Genomic DNA, 17,606 nt, shown 5'->3' with positions numbered 1-17,606 from the left:
AAGGGTGTTTCTGCTCTGGCCAAGTGGCATACGGGCGCATAATCTGGCCGTATGAGACATGTTTTTTTCAGTATGAGTCTGGTGGCGTTGCTTGGCGCTTGCGCATTGGTGCAGGGAGCTGAGGTTGCTGCGCCTGTTGAAACGTCTGATGGTGAGGGGCCGCTGCGGCCCAATGCGCGCCCTGAGGCGCTGAACACCACGCCTGCCGCCCGCCCGCCCGCCGGTGCGCGCACTGTGGAGCAGTTTGACACCACCAGTGCGGACGAAAAAAGAGCAGCTGCGGTTGCGGCCGAGCAGAAAGCGGCAAGCGGTGAGGGCCGCGCGCTCGGGCGCACTGTGGCCTCATTGGGCGACCCTGCGCAACCGGGGCTCTGGATCAGAACGCCGCTTGTGAGCGCGCCTGCCAAGGGGCGGGTTGTTTACCCCAAGAACGGAAAAGCGGTCGAGCTCGACCTGCTGCCTCTTGACGGGCCGAAGACGGCGGGCAGCCGTATGTCGCTGGCGGCTCTGCGGGTGATTGAAGCGCCTTTGACGGACTTGCCCGAGGTTGATGTCTTTTTGAACTGAAGCGGAGCCGCAGATGCCCGAAATAAAACCCGCGTTCGGCTATTTGATTGGCATTGATCGCAGCGCGCTTGCGCTTGGGGATGAGGTTGCCGAGCGTGAAACGAGCGGCGGCTACCGCTGGCTGCATGTGCAGGGTGATGTTGAGAGTTTGCGGACGAGGCTTGAGGGCTTCGGCCTTGACGAGACCATCAAAACAGCACTGACAGCCGAAGAAACACGCCCGCGCTGCACGCCGCACGGGAGCGGAGCTATTCTTGTTTTGCGCGGTGTGAACCTGAATGAAGGTGCCGAACCTGAAGACATGATTTCGCTGCGTCTGTGGATCGAGGCGGGGCGGGTTGTGAGCTGTGGTGTGCGGCCTTTGAACGCGCTTGTTGATATTGTGAAAATGGTTGAGGACGGGCGCGCACCGCTTGGGCCTGCCGAGTTTGTCGCCGCTGTCGCGCTGCGGTTGGCGGACCGTGCGGAGCCTGTTGTGGCAGAACTGAACGAGAAACTCGACACGATCTCGGACGGGCTGGAAGAGGGGACGCTGAGTGAAACGCGGCGTGCTTTGGCCGGTATCCGGCAAGTGGCCACCGGGCTCAGGCGCTATATGTTTCCGCAGCGCGATGCTTTGACGACCTTTGAAGTGGAGGGGTTTGACTGGGTGTCGCGCGAGGCTTTGGGGCAGCTGCGCGAGGCGATTGACCGGCTCACGCGGCTGAGCGAGGAGCTTGATGCCATTCGGGACCGTGCGCAAATTGTGCATGATCAGGTGATGGATGCTCGGGCCGAACAGATGAACACGCAGATGCTTGTGCTGACGGTGGTCTCGGCGTTTTTCCTGCCGATCGGGTTTTTGACCGGGCTTTTGGGAGTGAATGTCGGCGGTGTGCCACTGGCGGACAGCCCCAACGGCTTTGCCATTATCTGCGGAGTGATTGTGGCCGTTTTGGTGGCCCAGTTTGTTTTGTTCAAGAAACTGAAGCTGTTTTGACACCCCGACACAAGGTAGGTGTTTACTCTGCCGCCGCAGCGGGCGAAAATGCGGCCCTGTAGACTTTGAGTGCTAGAAATCGGGAGAGAGAATATGGCTGGATTTAACAGGCGTCAGACGCTTGGGATGCTGGGTGCGGCGGCAGGGGTGAGCCTTGCGGCGCCTGCGATTGCTTCAAACAAGAAGATTGTGGTTGGCGCACTGCGCTTTGCTTCTCATGCGGGCAGCTTTGTGGCCGTTGAGCGCAACTACTTTGCCGAGGCCGGCCTTGATGTAGAACTGCGTTTTTTTGAAGCCGCGCAGCCCATGGCCGTGGCGATTGCTTCGGGGGATGTGGACTATGCTGTGACGGCTGTGTCCGGCGGTCTGATTTCACTGGCCGACAAGGGCGCGATCAAGGTGATCGGCGGCTCTCTGAGCGAAGAGCAGGGCATTGACGGGCAGAAAATTCTTGCCTCCGACGCTGCCTTCAAGGCCGGAATAACGACGCCGGCCATGCTGGGCGGCAAGAAGTTCGGCGTCACGCAGGCGGGTTCTTCTTTCCATTACATGGGCGCGAAAATGGCCGAGAAAGAAGGTATCGAGCTGAGCTTTACGCCGCTTCAAAAAGTGGGCGCCGTGATTGGCGCGCTGAAGTCCGGCCAGATTGATGCGTGGAGCATTGTGCCGCATATTGCCAAGCCTTTGGCTGGCTCGGGGGCTGTGCATATCATCGGTAATGTGTCTGACTATCTGCCAGCCTATCAGGTGACCACGGTGTTTACCTCGGCTAAAAACGCGAGCGACGAGCGTGACCAGACAGGTGATTTCCTTGCAGCCTATTCCAAGGGTGTGACCGATTATAACAGCGCGATGATTGACCGCGCTGGCGGTGACGAGGGTGAGGCAGCGATGGTCGATCTGATCCATAAATATGTCTATACCGACCGTCCGCGCGAAAAGGCGGCGCCAAGCATCATCAACGGCACGATGCGTCTGAATGAAGGTGCGAAGCTTAATATGGCTTCGATGGCGGATCAGCTTGCATGGTTCCAGGCCGAAGACCTCGTGGGCAAGGATATCACGCTCGATACGCTTGTGGATACAAGCTATGTCGAGACGTTTGAAGCCTGAGCTTTGAGGTGGGAGGCTGTTATGGCCTCCTGCCGTATATGGGACATATAAATCATGGATCTATCGCTTGAGCGCATCAGCCATTCCTATGGCGGCACTGAGGTATTGCGCGACATTTCATTAGAGGTGGCAAGCGACGAAATCGTCTGCCTTGTGGGGCCGTCTGGTTGCGGGAAATCAACTTTGCTGCGGCTTGTCGGCGGGCTTGAGAAGCCCACATCGGGCCGTGTTTTGCAGCTTGGCGAAGCACCCGAGGGGTGCTTGAACCCGCTGACATATGTGTTTCAGGATTTTGCACTGCTTCCGTGGCGCTCGGTGCGCGGGAATATATCGCTGGTGCTGGAGGATCATGGCATAAAGGGAGCGGCGGCGGACGCAATTATCGGCGATGTGTTGGCGCGCACGCGGCTGAGCGACTTTGCCGAGGCTCTGCCGCGCCAACTTTCAGGCGGGATGAAACAACGGGTCGCGATTGCGCGGGCACTGGCGGTGAAGCCTGCTGTGATGTTGCTTGACGAGCCGCTTTCTGCGCTCGATGCGCAGACGCGCGAGTTGTTGATGGACGATCTGGTGAGCCTCTGGACGCGCCAGCCGTTTACGGCGGTTTATGTGACGCATAACCTTGCTGAAGCTGTGCGCCTCGGGCACAAGATTGTGGTGCTGTCGCGCCGGCCGGGACAGATCCACGAGATCGTTGAAATCGCTACGCCTCTGGAAGCGCGCAGCCATGGTGACGAGGCGCTTGAAGCGGTGCAAAAGCACCTCTGGGAGCTGATGCGCGCCGAGGCTAAGGCGGCGGATGAGGAGTTGCTTGATGTCTGACGCAAGAGAGGTCCGTTTTCGTGGCGGTGGCTTTGCGCCAACGGCGCGCAGGGGTGTCGGGCTTGTCGTTTTCGTTGTGCTCATCGCTATTGCAGAATGGGGCACACGGGCGGGCTGGATATCGCAGTTGACGCTTCCGCGGCCGTCCGATGTGTTCGCCACCTTTGGCGAGCTTTGGCAAAGCGGGATGCTTGCGAAGCATCTTGCGCCTTCACTCACACGGCTGGTTGTGGGCGCGTCGTTTGGTGTGGCTGTCGGGGTGTCTGTCGGCGTGTTGATCGGCCTCTTTTCATATGTGCGCGCGGGGCTTGTACCGCTTGTCGCAGCGCTGTTTCCCATTCCCAAGATCGCGCTGTTGCCGCTGTTTGTGATCTGGTTTGGCATCGATGAGGCGAGCAAATACGCGCTCATTGCCTTTGGCACTTTTACCCCCACAGTTGTCGCCACCTACGGTGCGGTTGATAATGTGGACCGCACGCTTATCAGGATGGGGCAGAGCTTCGGGCTTGGCTGGTGGTCGATCGTGCGCAAGATCGTGCTGCCCGGGGCGATGCCGGGAATTTTATCAGGGCTTAGAATTAGCCTCGCGATTGCGATTATCCTGCTGGTGGCTGCGGAAATGCTTGGCGCGGAATATGGCATTGGCGCTTATATTTTGCAGGCGGGTTCGCTTTATGACCTTGAGAGGCTGTTTGCGGGTGTTGTGATCCTGTCGCTGATTGGCGTGGTGGTGAGCACACTCATCGGACAGGTGGAAAAACGCCTGCTGCGCTGGCGCGGTTAAGCTTCTTTCGGGAGAAACTTGGCAGCTTCCTTGCGTGCAAAGGGCTTCATCTTTTTCGCGTGGTTGGCGAGGAAGTATTCAACACGCTGCGGATCATGCTTGGACAGGTCGCGCAGCCACCATGCGACGGATTTCTGGATGAACCACTCGGGGTCTTCCACATAACGCACCGCCCAGCCGAGAACGCGTTGCCGGATGGCCATTTCCTCGGGCTTGGGGTGATTTTGCTTGGTATAGGGCAGGGTGATGACCATGGCAGCGCGGCGCGTCCAGTGGACATCGGATTTGGTCCATTGCTCCACCTCTTCGATGCGGGATTGATCCGCCACGAGGCGTTTCTGGCCAGCCATCATGGCGTGATCGGCAATTGCCCAACTGTCAAAATCGGGAACCCACGACACAATCAGATCCCAGACGGCTTGATCGGGGGAGATACGCGCTTGGGTGAGCAGTTTGGCGGCGGCGAGGCGGGCTTCGAAAATGTTGGTTTTCCAGAGCTCATCGGCCAGCTGCACGCGCTCCTCGAGGCTCATTTCCCCGCGCCATTCTTTGGCGAGATCGTTGATCGCGGGGTTGGGCACGCCGAGGTATTCACGCGGAACTTTGTGATACTCGGCCATGCCTTCGGCGCGCCCCTCTTCGGCGGCGGCTTTCAGGGCATTGAGGGCGTCGTCTAGGGTCATATCAGCCTGCTGGATATTAAGTGGCCCAGCGGCCCCCTGTTAGTTGGGGTCGCGCTGGTTGAATTGCGGCACAAAACCAGAAAGGGGCTTCCAGCGCAAATCATAAATCGGTTTTTCGAACTTGCGATAGCTCAGCTCACCCAGAGCGATGATAAGAGGAACGCCGATCAGCAAAATCAAGTTCGCGATCCAAGGCACTTCCAGCACATCGGTTTGCAGCGCTTCTGGCGCGATATCGGGAAACAGGCGCACAAGCACGCGTGCTGTTTGCGCCATGATCCACCAGACGGCCGAATGAATGAGGTAGATGCCGAAGCTGATTGTACCGAGGCGCACGAGATAGCGGTTTGACAGGGCGCGTTTCACTGCGCCGTCTTCGGGCGTGAGGAAGAGCGCGAGGAGCAGAACGATAAAGATGCCCGAGAAGAAGACGCTATAGCTCTCGGTATAAGGCCATGGGCCTGTGCAGATGATCACGAGTGTGACCGTGAGCGAAAGGTTCAGTGTCCATGTGGGCAGCTGGATTTTGCTGGTGCGGATCACATGGCTGATCAGAACGCCCACGAAAAATGCATAAAGCGAGCGGGCGAGACCGTGTTGGGCGCTCATGTCGTGTGTATAGAGAAAATAAAAGGCACTCAGCGCCAGAATGGCGCTGGCCCAGAGAAAGAGGCGCTCTGAATGACGCAGGCTATAGGCCAGCGCGGCATAGGCCACATAAGTCCAGAATTCTGACGAGATTGACCAGCTTGGTTTGTTCCATGTCAGCTCATCGACGAAGAGCATCTGTGTGAGAAACAGGTTGTGCACGAAAGAACTCAGATCATTCGAGGAGAAGGCGGCTTGCTCAGAAGAGAGCCCGAGGCGGGCTGTGGCGAGAAACTTGATGCACTCGAAGCCGAGGAAGACCAACAGCATCAGGACATGCAGCGGATACAGCCGCAGCAGGCGGCCCTTGAAGAAAGAGGAAATGCCTGCGCCCGTGTTCATTTGATGATGAAAGGCCATCGTGATCACGCAGCCTGAGAGCAAGAAAAAGAAATCCAGCATCAGCCATGCGTTGCTGACCAGCGCATTGGTGACCAGCGCGGTGTTGGCTTGCAGATGAAAGAAGACAAGCACCATCGCGGCGAGCCCCCGCAGGGACTCAAAATAAGCGATGCGTTGTTTTATCTGCGACATGGTCGGACCCGTAGCCCCCTGCGTAAGCGCGAGACGTTTTGTTTACGCAAGGGAAGGCCACTTTTCAACACTTTGCTTGGAAACACTGTGTCCCAAGGCCCTATGGCCGCTTGGCCTTATTCTACTGTAACCGACTTGGCGAGGTTGCGCGGTTGGTCCACATCGGTGCCTTTGGCGACAGCGGTGTGATAGGCCAGAAGCTGTGCAGGGATCGCGTAGAGAATGGGCGTGAGCGCCGTGGGGACGGTGGGCATGACGATGGTCATCCAGGTCTCGTCGCCCGCTTCGGCTGCGCCTGCCTCGTCGGTGATGAGGATGACTTTACCGTCACGCGCCATGACTTCCTGCATATTGGAGACGGTCTTTTCAAAAAGCGCATCACGGGGCGCTTTGACGACCACGGGCATGGTTTTGTCAATCAGGGCGATGGGGCCGTGCTTGAGTTCGCCTGATGCGTAAGCTTCGGCGTGTATATAGCTGATCTCTTTGAGTTTAAGAGCGCCTTCAAGGGCGAGGGGGTACATCAGACCACGCCCGAGGAAGAGCACATCATTAGCCTCGGAGAGCTTGAGGCCTGCGTGGGCGAGTGTCTTGTCCAGCGCGAGCGCTGTGTTGATTGTGGCGGGCAGGCTGCGCAGCTCGGAGATTCTGTCGGTGAGCTCTGAATCTGTCAGGCGGCCACGGGCATGGGCCGCTTCCAGCGCCAGAAGGTAGAGCACTGTGAGCTGGCAGGTGAAGGCCTTGGTGGATGCCACGCCGATTTCGGGGCCAGCCATGATCGGTAGGGCCAGATCACTTTCACGCGCGATAGAGCTTGTGCTGACGTTGACGACCGAGAGGATTGTCTCGGCCTTGCCCTCACAGTAGCGGAGGGCGGCGAGGGTATCGGCTGTTTCACCTGACTGGCTGACAAAGAGCGCGGCTGTACGCGCGGTGACAGGCGGTTCGCGGTAGCGGAATTCGGAGGCGATATCGACTTCGACAGGCATGCCTGCGATCTGCTCGAACCAGTATTTGGCGGTGAGGCAGGCGTAAAAGGCTGTGCCGCAGGCGACCATGGTGAGGCGGTCGATTTTTGTGAAATCAATGCCTTTTCCGGGCAGTTTGATGCCTGTCGCATCATCGGTGAGGTAGTATCCGATGGCCTCGGTGAGCACGCGGGGCTGCTCGGCTATCTCCTTGGCCATGAAATGCTTGTGGCCGCCTTTGTCGATCTGATCGGTCTCTATATCGACTGTTTTGATTTCGCGGTTGGCGGGGCGGCGGGCGGCATCGAGGATTTCGACATGCGCGCGGGTGATAACGGCAAAGTCACCTTCTTCCAGATAGGTGATCTGGTTGGTCAGCGGGGCGAGCGCGATGGCATCGGAACCGACAAACATTTCGCCTGTGCCATAGCCGATTGCCAGAGGGGAGCCCTGGCGTGCGGCGATGAGTAGATCGTCCTCGCTTTCAAAGAGAAAGCAGAGCGCATAGGCGCCTGTGAGCCGCTCGATTGTGCCGAGCGCGGCCTCGCGCGGGCTTTGGCCCTCGTCCAGTAGTGCCTGCGCCATGAGGGCGACGGTTTCGGTATCTGTATCGGTTTCATAGCCGATGCCTTTGGTGGCCAGTTCTGCGCGCAACTCGCGGTAGTTTTCGATGATGCCATTGTGCACCACAGCGACTTGTCGCGTGCTGTGCGGGTGGGCGTTTTTTTCGTTGGCAGCTCCGTGCGTGGCCCAGCGGGTGTGCCCTATGCCGGCCTTGCCGGTGAGCGGCTCGTGCACCAGCCTGTCTGAGAGGTTGACGAGCTTGCCAACGGCGCGGCGGCGGCCAAGGCGGCCATTATCAACCGTGGCGATGCCAGCGCTGTCATAGCCGCGATACTCAAGCCGCTTAAGAGATTCTACAAGCAGGGGGGCTGCTTCATGATCGCCCAGAACACCTACGATACCACACATGTTACTCGTCCTCTTTCTGTTGGCGGGCCTTTTTGGCGCGCAGCTTGTCAAAAAGTTTGCGCGCAAGGTTTGGCTTGTTTTCCTGCGGGGTGCGCGAAATGGCCATTGCACCTTCGGGCACATCCTTGTTCACCACAGCACCTGTAGCTGTCATGGCCTCGTCTCCCACAGATACCGGCGCGATCAGCATGGTATTGGAGCCGATGAAGGCGCGCGCGCCGATGTGGGTGTGATGTTTGAAGACACCGTCATAGTTGCAGGTGATCGTGCCCGCGCCGATGTTGGTTCCCTCGCCGATGCTGGCATCGCCTATATAGGTGAGGTGGTTGGCTTTTGCGCCTTCAGCCAATGTGGCGTTTTTGATTTCGACAAAGTTGCCGACGTGGACATTTTCGCTCAGTTCCGCACCGGGGCGCAGGCGGGCGTAGGGGCCGACAACTGCGCCGCGGCTGACATGCGCGCCTTCAAGGTGGCTGAAAGCACGGATGTGTGCGCCATTCTCAATGGTGACTTTGGGGCCGAAAACCACGTTCGGCTCCACGATCGTGTCGGGGCCGATGTAGGTGTCATGGGCGAAGAAGACGGTTTCGGGTGCTGTGAGGGTGACGCCTGCTTCAAGCGCTTCACGGCGCGCGCGGGCCTGAAAGGCGGTTTCGGCAGCGGACAGATCGGCGCGGGAGTTGACCCCCATGGTTTCGGCTTCATCGCAGGCGACGGCTGTTGCCGTAAGCCCTGCGGCGCGGGCGAGGCCGATGATATCGGTGAGGTAGTATTCACCGCTGGCGTTGTTGTTGGTGACCTGCGCGAGGAGCTCGAACATATGTGCGGCCGAGCAGAGAATAACACCACTGTTGCAGAAGGTTATGGCGCGTTCGTCATCCGAGGCGTCTTTGAATTCGACGATGCGCTCAAGGGTGTTGCCGTCCATGACAAGGCGGCCGTAGCGGGCAGGATCGGCGGCTTCAAAGCCGAGCACGACCACATCGAATGTGGCGCGCGCGTCGCGCATGTCGCTTAGGGTTTCGGGGCTGATAAAGGGCGTATCACCGTAGAGGACAAGCACATCACCCGTTGCCTTTGCGAGCGCGTCTTTGGTGCAGAGCACAGCGTGGCCCGTGCCATTCTGCTCGGTTTGCAAAACGATCTCGGCGCTCTCGTCATAGGCGCGGGCGGCTTTGCTCACTTCGTCGGCCCCATGGCCCGCCACGATGACGGTGCGGGCGGGCTCAAGGCTGGCGCCCGCTTTCATGGCGTGGATGAGAAGGGGTGCGCCGGCAACGGCGTGCAGCACCTTCGGGCTGTCGGAGTTCATCCGTGTGCCTTTGCCTGCGGCGAGAATGATAAGGTTGGTGCTCATTGGTTTTGCTTGCCTTTTTGTGTTGTGGCCCGTTTTATCCGCTCTGGCGCATAGCACAAGGGTGCAGTTATCAAGCAATGTTGCGGGATGTGTCACTTAAGGAGCAGGCATGGAAACGGTTATCTTTGATTTGGACGGAACGCTGGCAGACACCAGCGGTGATTTGCTGGCGGCGGCCAATGCCTGCTTTCGACAGATGGGCGAGGGCGATGTGCTGACACCAGCGGATGCCGGCGTTGCTTTGCGCGGCGGCAAGTTCATGCTGCGTGCGGGGCTTGAGCGGCTCGGGCGGCCTGACGAGGCTGTTATTGAAGCATACTACCCTGTGTTGCTTGCGGCCTATGGCGAGGCGCTGGATACGCATACGGTGTTTTATGACGGGGCTTTGGAGGCGGTTGAAGCTTTGAAATCAGATGGTTTTGGTGTGGGTATTTGCACCAACAAGCCCGAAGGGCTGGCTGTGGAGCTCATGCACCGGTTGGGTGCGCTGGATCGCTTTGCCTCGCTTGTTGGAGCGGATACGCTGGCTGTGCGCAAGCCTGACCCTGAGCCGTTGTTTGAAGCCGCGCGACGCGCGGGGGGCGCTCCTGAGCGCTGTTTGCTGGTCGGCGATAGTGACACCGATCGCAACACGGCCCGCGCGGCAGGTGTGCCTTCTGTTCTGGTCACCTTCGGACCATCGGGCGAGGATATGGCGGCGCTTGAGCCAGAGGCGCTTTTGCATGATTTTGCCGATTTGCCTGCGATTGCGCGGCAGTTGCTGCGCTGAGGTCTTGCCTGATGTTCCAAGCTTTTGAAACAAGGTTTTAACCATCCGAAATATGCGCGTGAGTGATTGACGCGGGGCGCGTGGGCGCCCAGAAAGGTCTTATGACAGAGATTTTCAAAGGCAGTTTCACCCAGCAAGAGCCGATCCCCGAAGAGGGGGTTGAAGCTGCCATTGCCGTGATGCGCGCGGGGCGGTTGCACCGTTACAATCTGGCCGAGGGCGAGCTGGGTGAGGTTGCGCTGCTGGAGCAGGAATTTGCCGACAAGATGGGCGCGAAATACTGTCTTGCGGTTGCGTCTGGCGGCTATGCCATGGGCTGTGCCTTGCGTGCAATCGGGGTGAAGGCGGGTGACAAGGTTCTGACCAATGCGTTTACGCTCGCGCCTGTGCCCGGCGCGATTGCGAGCGTTGGCGCTGTGCCTGTTTTTGTCGGGGTGACAGAGAGCCTGACGATTGATCTGGAGGATCTGGAGGCCAAGGCGGACCAGGCCGATGTGCTGATGCTGAGCCATATGAGGGGACATCTGGCGGATATGGATGCGCTGATGACGCTGTGCGGCAGTCATGGAATCCGTGTGATTGAAGATTGTGCGCATACCATGGGGGCGCGCTGGAAAGGGCGGCTTTCGGGGACGGATGGTCTTGTCGGCTGTTACTCGACCCAGACCTACAAGCATATGAATTCGGGCGAAGGCGGATTGCTGATCACCGATGATGCGGAAGTGGCTGCGCGGGCAATTATGCTGTCGGGGTCTTATATGTTGTTTGAGCGGCATCTGGCTGCGCCGCCGCCCGAAGCTTTTGCGGAGATCAAATACCAGACTCCCAATGTATCGGGGCGCATGGACCATTTGCGCGCGGCAATTCTGCGTCCTCAGCTTGCGCGCCTCCAGAGTCAGTGCGAGGCGTGGAACGCGCGCTACCGTGCGCTCGAGGCAGGGATTGGCGACACGGCTGGCCTAACGGTGGTGCAACGGCCCGAAGGGGAGAGCTATGTCGGCTCCTCGATCCAGTTCCTGCTGCTCGACTGGTCAGAAAAGGCAATCGGCGAGGTGCTGTCGCGTTGTGCGGCGCGCGGCGTTGAGCTCAAGTGGTTTGGCGGCGCCGAGCCCAAGGGTTTTACCAGCCGCTATGACAGCTGGCGCTATGCACCAAGCGCGCCGATGCCTGCCAGTGACAGGGTGCTCAAGGCGATTGTCGATATGCGCTTGCCGCTGACTTTTAGCATTGCGGATTGCGAGCTGATCGCGCGGATCATAAAGGCAGAAGTGAGTGCCGTGTTTCAAGCGGGTTCTGCTTAGGCAGCCGCTGCGCCTGGTTGTTCTGTTGGATGCCTCCGGCCGAGGTATTTGAAAACAGAAGAAACCTCGACGCGAAAAGTCACCCCCGCTTGCACAAAATTGGTTAACAGACCCTTTCTTCTTCTGTTCACAAATACCTCGGCCCGACTCCGCGCAGCAAGTGCGCTCTGTCGGGTTCACGCTCGCTCTGCGAGCTGCTTAGGGTTTGGGCGCAGCGTCCCCAACGGGTCGGCCCGCGCCGAAGGCGTGGGCCGAAACCGAAGCCAGACCTGTGTTCAAAGGCACTATTGCTCCGAATCGCAGTCTAGGATAAGAAATGAACAAGCGTTCAATAAATTGGGAGGAACGGCTCATGTTCATGGGGTCAATGAAGTTTGATTTGGGCGAGGATGTAAGTGCCCTGCAAGAAATGGTGCATCGCTGGGCGCAAGAGCGTGTTAAGCCGATGGCTGCGGAAATTGACAAGACCAACGAATTCCCCAACGCGCTTTGGCAAGAGATGGGCGAACTTGGTCTGCTGGGCATCACCACGCCTGAGGAATACGGCGGTGCGGGTATGTCCTATCTTGCGCATGTCATCGCTGTAGAAGAGATCGCGCGCGCGAGTGCTTCAGTGTCGCTTTCATATGGTGCGCATTCCAACCTTTGTGTGAACCAGATCAAGCTTAACGGAACGCATGAGCAGAAAGTAAAGTATCTGCCCAAGCTTCTGAGCGGCGAGCATGTCGGTGCTTTGGCGATGAGCGAGCCAAGCGCTGGATCTGATGTTGTTTCGATGAAGCTGCGCGCAGAAAAGCGCAATGACCGCTTTGTGCTCAATGGCTCCAAATACTGGATCACCAACGGGCCAGACGCCGAGACGCTGGTCGTGTATGCCAAGACCGACCCGGACGCGGGGGCCAAGGGCATCACGGCGTTTATTGTCGAGAAGTCGATGAAAGGCTTTTCCACATCCCCGCATTTTGACAAGCTCGGGATGCGCGGTTCAAACACTGCCGAGTTGATCTTTGACAACGTAGAAGTGCCGTTCGAGAACATTCTTGGAGAAGAGGGCAAGGGCGTGCGTGTGCTTATGTCGGGCCTTGATTATGAGCGCGTTGTGCTTGCGGGCATCGGCACCGGGATCATGGCGGCCTGTCTTGACGAGGTCATGCCCTATATGGCGGAGCGCAAGCAGTTCGGCCAGCCGATTGGCACCTTCCAGCTCATGCAGGGCAAGATTGCCGATATGTATACCAAGATGAACTCGGCGCGGGCTTATGTTTATGAAGCGGCGCGCGCCTGTGACCGTGGCGACATCACCCGTCAGGATGCGGCGGCGTGCTGTCTTTATGCCTCCGAGGAAGCCATGGTTGTGGCGCATCAGGCCGTGCAGGCCTTTGGCGGCGCGGGCTTCCTTTCAGACAATGCCTGCGGGCGCATCTTCCGCGACGCGAAGCTGATGGAAATCGGCGCTGGCACAAGCGAGATCCGACGGATGCTGATTGGCCGCGAGCTGATGGGCATGTATCTCTGATGCTCCCGAGCGCTGCGACATATGAGGCGCTGAGGGAGGGCTTTGACTGGGCGCTCCCCGAGCGTTTGAATATGGTGGCGCAGGTTTTGGCGCAGCCCTCTGAGCAGGTTGCGATCATTGATCTGTCGGGCGTGCGGCGTGAGGTGACTTACGGTGAGTTATCCGCGATGGCGGGGCGCTTGGCGCTGGAGATGTCCAAGCGGGTGGCGCGCGGGGATCGTGTCGGGGTCTTGTTCTCACAGGATGCATGGTGTGCTGCGGCGCATATTGCGATCTGGAAGATCGGGGCGATTTCTGTGCCCCTTTTCAAGCTCTTTCAGCGTGACGCTTTGGAGAGCCGCATTCGTGACAGTGGGCTTAAGCTTGTTGTGACGGATGCAGAAGGCGCCCAGATGCTTGGGGGCTTGGCCGAAGCGCTATTGCCCTATGATCTGCCAGAGGGTGATGTGCCTATGGTCGATACGGGCCGCGAAGAGCCTGCCGTGCTCATTTACACCAGCGGCACGACAGGCAAGCCCAAGGGCGCGCTACATGCGCACCGGATGCTGACGGGGCATTTGCCCGGTGTCGAGATGAGCCATGACTTTCTGGGGCAGGAGGGTGATGTGATCTGGACGCCTGCTGATTGGGCCTGGATCGGCGGCTTGTTTGATGTTCTGATGCCGGGTCTGGCGCTGGGGGTGCCTGTGGTGGCTGCGCGGTTGCCCAAGTTTACTGCCAGTGAAGCGGAGCGAATTTGCCGCGAGGGCGGTGTGCGCAATGCGTTTTTCCCGCCTACCGCGCTCAGGATGCTGAAGGCGGCGGATCAGTCTATTGCCGGGCTGCGTTCTGTTGGTTCTGGCGGCGAGCCCTTGGGGGCGGAGATGCTGGCTTGGGGGCGTAAGGCCTTTGGCGTGAGCATCAACGAGTTTTACGGGCAGACGGAGTGCAACATGTGTGTTTCCTCTTGTGGCGCGCTGTTTGCGCCATTGGGCGGGGCCACGGGCAAGGCTGTGCCTGGGTTCGACGTGTCTGTGATTGACGAAAGCGGCAAGGTGACGGACAGCGAGGGTGACATTGCTGTGCATTGCGGTGCGGCGAGCATGATGCTGGAATACTGGAACAAGCCTGAGGCCACGGCGGAGAAGTTTCGGGGAGACTGGCTTGTGACAGGGGACCGTGGCGTGATGGAGGGCGATTTCATCCGTTTTCTCGGCCGCGAGGATGATGTGATCTCCTCTGGCGGCTACCGCATCGGGCCGGCCGAGATTGAAGACTGTTTGATGACGCATGCTGCTGTGGCGACTGTCGGTGTGGTTGGCAAGCCTGATGCGCTGCGCCATGAGATTGTGAAGGCTTATGTGGTCCTGAAAGACGGAGCCGAGGCCAGTGCGCCGGAGCTGCAGGACTGGGTCAAGACGCGGCTGGCGAGTTATAGCTACCCCCGTGAAGTGGAGTTCTTGGAAGCTTTGCCGATGACTGTGACGGGCAAGGTGATCCGCAAGGAGCTGAAGCGCCGTGCGGCGGGGGAGGATGCATGAAGCTTGCTCTGGCCTTTGTAATGACAGCGGGCGCGGCGTGGGCTGAGGAGGCCGAGCCGATTGCTGCTTTCGCGCCGTGTCTCCAAGGCGAGATTGCGCAGTTTGAGCGAGACCTGAAGCGCGCACGTTTGGACAGCTATGACGGGCTTGCGCCTTATGTGGATGCGCGTGGTGCTGATGTCTGTGGGGCCAACGGAATTGTTCTCTGTGATCATGGTGATAACCCGGTGCCGTGCCAACACGCGCTGGCCGAGGAACAGGAGGCGTTGCGCGAAGCTGTGCTCTTGAGCTTGCCTGTGCCTGCGGGCGCGGGACTTTATGGCAGGGTCTATGCCTTGGCCAATGGGCACTCGGCGGGGGACGATTGCGCAGGCACAACGCCCGTGATGGAGGCGTGGTGCGAAGCTCGTGAGGCGACACATCGTTTCGAGATGGCGGTGCTGGCTTACCAGCTGGCGCGCGACGCGGGCGTGGTTGCGCCTGCCTACGAACTCGGCTGGGTTCAAGCACCTGCGCCTTTGCGCCCGCGAGCACGCGAGGTGCAGCCGTGACACCATCAGATTTTTGCATTTTCCCAGAAGTGGAGACGACATGAAACTTCAATCTCAAGCGATACCGACCTCGGATCAGTTCAAAACCAATCGCGAGGGGCATCTCGAAGCCTTGCGTGTGGTGCAGGAAGCGGCAGAGGCGGCGGCGCTGGGCGGCGGTGAGCGGAGCCGTGAGCGGCATGTGAGCCGAGGCAAGATGCTGCCGCGTGACCGTGTGGCGAACCTGCTCGATGCGGGCTCTCCTTTTCTTGAGGTGGGCGCAACGGCGGCGCACGGGATGTATGACAATGCTGCCCCTGCGGCGGGGGTGATTGCGGGTATCGGGATGGTGAGCGGTCAGGAGTGCATGATCGTTTGCAACGATGCCACCGTTAAAGGCGGCACGTATTTCCCCATGACCGTGAAGAAACACCTGCGCGCGCAAGAGATTGCGGAAGAGAACCGTTTGCCCTGTATCTACTTGGTGGACAGCGGCGGCGCAAACCTGCCGCAGCAGGACGAGGTCTTTCCTGACCGTGACCACTTTGGCCGAATTTTTTACAATCAGGCGCAGATGAGTTCAAAGGGGATACCCCAGATTGCTGTGGTGATGGGCTCCTGCACGGCAGGGGGCGCGTATGTGCCTGCGATGTCGGATGTGACCATTATCGTGAAAGAGCAGGGGACGATCTTTCTCGCGGGACCACCCTTGGTAAAGGCCGCGACAGGCGAGGTCGTCACGGCTGAAGACTTGGGCGGCGGGGATGTGCACACGCGCCTCTCTGGCGTGGCGGATTATCTGGCTGAGGATGATGCACATGCTTTGGCGCTGGCGCGCCGTGCTGTGAGCCATTTGAACCGCCAGAAGCCTTTGACAGTAGATTGGCAAACGAGTGAAGAGCCGGCCTATGACCCCGAAGAGATATTCGGTGTGGTTCCTGCCGATCTGCGCACGCCTTATGACATTCGCGAAGTGATTGCCCGCACGGTGGACGGCTCGCGCTTTGATGAATTCAAGCCACGCTATGGCGAGACGCTGGTGACGGGCTTTGCCCATGTGAAAGGCTGCCCCGTGGGGATTATTGCCAACAACGGTGTTTTGTTCAGTGAAGCGGCCCAGAAGGGTGCGCATTTTGTCGAGTTGTGCAGCCAGCGCAAGATCCCGCTGGTGTTTTTGCAGAATATCACAGGCTTCATGGTGGGCCGTAAATACGAGAACGAGGGGATCGCGCGGCACGGGGCTAAGATGGTTACGGCTGTGGCCACAACGAGTGTTCCCAAGATCACCATGCTGGTGGGCGGCTCCTTTGGCGCGGGCAACTACGGCATGGCGGGGCGGGCTTACTCGCCGCGGTTCCTCTGGTCCTGGCCCAACTCGCGGATTTCTGTGATGGGCGGCGAGCAGGCGGCAGGTGTTCTCGCCACGGTGAAGCGCGACGGAATCGAGCGCGCCGGGGGCACTTGGTCGGCTGAGGAAGAAGCCAAGTTCAAGCAGCCGACGATTGATATGTTTGAGGAGCAGGCGCATCCACTTTACGCGAGCGCGCGGCTTTGGGACGACGGGGTGATTGACCCGCGCAAGAGCCGCGATGTTCTGGCACTCTCCTTGCGGGCTGCGCTCAACGCGCCGATTGAGGAAACACGCTTCGGCGTGTTCCGGATGTAGCCGATGAGCGATATGCCAGACGAGGGAAAGTTCGACTATGGTGCGCGCGACCCTGTGACGGGGGAGCGCTGGGTTTATGTGAGCCGAGAGATGGCGCATGCGCACCCGAAGGGACAGTTGGGGGCGGTGCTTTACCTTGTCGTGCTGTATCTGGTCGCTGTGGCTGCGGTGCGGTTTTACGAGTTTACCCAGTTCGGTTTTGCGCCGCTCCATTTGCTTTTGTCTGTTGTGCCGATGCTTGGCGCGCTTGGGTTATACTTTCGCTTGCCGCTTGCTGTTGTGCTTATTGTGGTCGTGTTTGTCATTGCGGCCTATCAGCTGGTTACGAACATCGGTAATTTGAACTCCTTAGGGCTTTTGCAGGTTTTTGCGCTGGGTGCTGTTGTGGTTTATTTGCTGACAAGCGAGCGCGCCAACCTGATTTACCGTCACCGCTACCGCAGCTTTAAGGGGCCGGAATGAAAACCCTGCAAGAAATCATTGATGCGAATCCCGAGGCCGAGACCTTCCGCTTTGGTGATAGTAAGAAACTGTGTGACAGCATCCTTGCGTTGATCAGGGCGGGCAAGAAGACAGCCACCTGCGAGGCGCTGCATGTTTACGGCAAGGGCGGCGACGAGATGCCCGAAGTGGGCCGCCGTGATGTGGCGCTGGAGTGGGACGGGCGGCCTGCAGTGATGCTGGAGACCGTCGGGGTTTCCACCCGCCGCTTTGGCGATATGGACGACGAGTTTGTCGCGGCTCAGGGCGAGTTTGCAGATTTGGAACATTGGCGGAAAAGCTATGAAGCTTACTTTCGTCGCAACGGAGGGTTTGACCCCGATATGGAGCTGATGTGCGAGCGGTTCTGCGTGGTTGAAGATTTTGGGAGATAGAG

17 protein-coding genes are annotated in these 17,606 nt (G+C 59.1%); 13 read left to right on the top strand and 4 right to left on the bottom strand.

Translation table 11 applies throughout. The features are described 5' to 3' along the window. Positions 1–51 precede the first annotated feature (51 nt). The 5 genes from OE750_RS12770 (at position 52) to OE750_RS12750 (ending at position 4,265) form a co-directional block, all read left to right on the top strand. A complete protein-coding gene (locus tag OE750_RS12770) occupies positions 52–567 on the top strand; it encodes a hypothetical protein (RefSeq protein WP_263764631.1) in 516 nt (171 codons plus the stop codon). Between the two features lie 13 nt (positions 568–580). Beyond that, positions 581–1,546: a zinc transporter ZntB gene (locus OE750_RS12765; protein ID WP_263764630.1), complete on the top strand. Its 966-nt coding sequence runs from the start codon at positions 581–583 to the stop codon at positions 1,544–1,546. 93 nt (positions 1,547–1,639) lie between these two features. Beyond that, positions 1,640–2,659, top strand: a complete 1,020-nt coding sequence (locus tag OE750_RS12760; RefSeq protein WP_263764629.1) for an ABC transporter substrate-binding protein — start codon at positions 1,640–1,642, stop codon at positions 2,657–2,659. A 54-nt stretch (positions 2,660–2,713) separates the two neighbouring features. Then, a complete protein-coding gene (locus OE750_RS12755) occupies positions 2,714–3,481 on the top strand; it encodes an ABC transporter ATP-binding protein (protein ID WP_263764628.1) in 768 nt (255 codons plus the stop codon). Next, complete coding sequence (locus OE750_RS12750) at positions 3,474–4,265, top strand: ABC transporter permease (protein ID WP_263764627.1); 792 nt, start codon at positions 3,474–3,476, stop codon at positions 4,263–4,265. The genes OE750_RS12755 and OE750_RS12750 overlap by 8 nt, the downstream gene beginning before the upstream one ends. Here the strand turns inward: OE750_RS12750 and OE750_RS12745 are convergent. The 4 genes from OE750_RS12745 to glmU all read right to left on the bottom strand — a co-directional run bounded on the left by OE750_RS12745 (position 4,262) and on the right by glmU (position 9,427). After that, positions 4,262–4,948 (bottom strand): DNA alkylation repair protein, encoded by a 687-nt coding sequence (locus OE750_RS12745; protein ID WP_263764625.1) that lies wholly within the window; start codon positions 4,946–4,948, stop codon positions 4,262–4,264. The genes OE750_RS12750 and OE750_RS12745 overlap by 4 nt on opposite strands. A gap of 39 nt (positions 4,949–4,987) precedes the next feature. Further along, a complete protein-coding gene (locus OE750_RS12740) occupies positions 4,988–6,130 on the bottom strand; it encodes an acyltransferase family protein (RefSeq protein WP_263764624.1) in 1,143 nt (380 codons plus the stop codon). Positions 6,131–6,246: 116 nt separating this feature from the next. After that, positions 6,247–8,070 carry a glutamine--fructose-6-phosphate transaminase (isomerizing) gene (gene glmS, locus OE750_RS12735; RefSeq protein ID WP_263764623.1) on the bottom strand — a complete coding sequence of 608 codons (1,824 nt, stop codon included), beginning with the start codon at positions 8,068–8,070 and terminating at the stop codon, positions 6,247–6,249. A 1-nt stretch (position 8,071) separates the two neighbouring features. Further along, entirely contained in the window at positions 8,072–9,427 is a 1,356-nt protein-coding gene (glmU, locus tag OE750_RS12730; protein ID WP_263764622.1) for a bifunctional UDP-N-acetylglucosamine diphosphorylase/glucosamine-1-phosphate N-acetyltransferase GlmU, read from the bottom strand. Between the two features lie 109 nt (positions 9,428–9,536). Here glmU and OE750_RS12725 point away from each other — a divergent pair, with 109 nt between their 5' ends. From OE750_RS12725 to OE750_RS12690, 8 genes are all read left to right on the top strand, one after another. After that, entirely contained in the window at positions 9,537–10,196 is a 660-nt protein-coding gene (locus OE750_RS12725) for an HAD-IA family hydrolase (protein WP_263764621.1), read from the top strand. A gap of 101 nt (positions 10,197–10,297) precedes the next feature. Beyond that, complete coding sequence (locus tag OE750_RS12720; RefSeq protein WP_263764620.1) at positions 10,298–11,497, top strand: DegT/DnrJ/EryC1/StrS family aminotransferase; 1,200 nt, start codon at positions 10,298–10,300, stop codon at positions 11,495–11,497. A gap of 352 nt (positions 11,498–11,849) precedes the next feature. After that, on the top strand, positions 11,850–13,013 hold the full coding sequence (locus tag OE750_RS12715; protein WP_263764695.1) for an isovaleryl-CoA dehydrogenase: 1,164 nt from the start codon (positions 11,850–11,852) through the stop codon (positions 13,011–13,013). Continuing rightward, positions 13,013–14,533, top strand: a complete 1,521-nt coding sequence (locus OE750_RS12710; RefSeq protein WP_263764619.1) for an AMP-binding protein — start codon at positions 13,013–13,015, stop codon at positions 14,531–14,533. Before OE750_RS12715 ends, OE750_RS12710 begins: the two co-directional genes overlap by 1 nt. Then, complete coding sequence (locus OE750_RS12705) at positions 14,530–15,084, top strand: hypothetical protein (protein WP_263764618.1); 555 nt, start codon at positions 14,530–14,532, stop codon at positions 15,082–15,084. The genes OE750_RS12710 and OE750_RS12705 overlap by 4 nt, the downstream gene beginning before the upstream one ends. Positions 15,085–15,124: 40 nt before the next feature. Then, entirely contained in the window at positions 15,125–16,729 is a 1,605-nt protein-coding gene (locus OE750_RS12700; protein WP_263764617.1) for a carboxyl transferase domain-containing protein, read from the top strand. Between the two features lie 3 nt (positions 16,730–16,732). Further along, entirely contained in the window at positions 16,733–17,191 is a 459-nt protein-coding gene (locus OE750_RS12695) for a hypothetical protein (protein WP_263764616.1), read from the top strand. Continuing rightward, positions 17,188–17,604: an ASCH domain-containing protein gene (locus OE750_RS12690; protein WP_263764615.1), complete on the top strand. Its 417-nt coding sequence runs from the start codon at positions 17,188–17,190 to the stop codon at positions 17,602–17,604. The genes OE750_RS12695 and OE750_RS12690 overlap by 4 nt, the downstream gene beginning before the upstream one ends. The last annotated feature ends 2 nt before the right edge of the window (positions 17,605–17,606 follow it).

The organism is Lentibacter sp. XHP0401 (genome assembly GCF_025751535.1).
Taxonomy (GTDB): domain Bacteria; phylum Pseudomonadota; class Alphaproteobacteria; order Rhodobacterales; family Rhodobacteraceae; genus Lentibacter.
This window is presented reverse-complemented; position numbering and strand designations above follow the sequence as displayed.

Coding starts and splice junctions, on each gene's coding strand:
- OE750_RS12770 (WP_263764631.1), top strand. CDS start 52: ATGAGACATGTTTTTTTCAGTATGAGTCTGGTGGCGTTGCTTGGCGCT.
- OE750_RS12765 (WP_263764630.1), top strand. CDS start 581: ATGCCCGAAATAAAACCCGCGTTCGGCTATTTGATTGGCATTGATCGC.
- OE750_RS12760 (WP_263764629.1), top strand. CDS start 1,640: ATGGCTGGATTTAACAGGCGTCAGACGCTTGGGATGCTGGGTGCGGCG.
- OE750_RS12755 (WP_263764628.1), top strand. CDS start 2,714: ATGGATCTATCGCTTGAGCGCATCAGCCATTCCTATGGCGGCACTGAG.
- OE750_RS12750 (WP_263764627.1), top strand. CDS start 3,474: ATGTCTGACGCAAGAGAGGTCCGTTTTCGTGGCGGTGGCTTTGCGCCA.
- OE750_RS12745 (WP_263764625.1), bottom strand. CDS start 4,948: ATGACCCTAGACGACGCCCTCAATGCCCTGAAAGCCGCCGCCGAAGAG.
- OE750_RS12740 (WP_263764624.1), bottom strand. CDS start 6,130: ATGTCGCAGATAAAACAACGCATCGCTTATTTTGAGTCCCTGCGGGGG.
- glmS (WP_263764623.1), bottom strand. CDS start 8,070: ATGTGTGGTATCGTAGGTGTTCTGGGCGATCATGAAGCAGCCCCCCTG.
- glmU (WP_263764622.1), bottom strand. CDS start 9,427: ATGAGCACCAACCTTATCATTCTCGCCGCAGGCAAAGGCACACGGATG.
- OE750_RS12725 (WP_263764621.1), top strand. CDS start 9,537: ATGGAAACGGTTATCTTTGATTTGGACGGAACGCTGGCAGACACCAGC.
- OE750_RS12720 (WP_263764620.1), top strand. CDS start 10,298: ATGACAGAGATTTTCAAAGGCAGTTTCACCCAGCAAGAGCCGATCCCC.
- OE750_RS12715 (WP_263764695.1), top strand. CDS start 11,850: ATGTTCATGGGGTCAATGAAGTTTGATTTGGGCGAGGATGTAAGTGCC.
- OE750_RS12710 (WP_263764619.1), top strand. CDS start 13,013: ATGCTCCCGAGCGCTGCGACATATGAGGCGCTGAGGGAGGGCTTTGAC.
- OE750_RS12705 (WP_263764618.1), top strand. CDS start 14,530: ATGAAGCTTGCTCTGGCCTTTGTAATGACAGCGGGCGCGGCGTGGGCT.
- OE750_RS12700 (WP_263764617.1), top strand. CDS start 15,125: ATGAAACTTCAATCTCAAGCGATACCGACCTCGGATCAGTTCAAAACC.
- OE750_RS12695 (WP_263764616.1), top strand. CDS start 16,733: ATGAGCGATATGCCAGACGAGGGAAAGTTCGACTATGGTGCGCGCGAC.
- OE750_RS12690 (WP_263764615.1), top strand. CDS start 17,188: ATGAAAACCCTGCAAGAAATCATTGATGCGAATCCCGAGGCCGAGACC.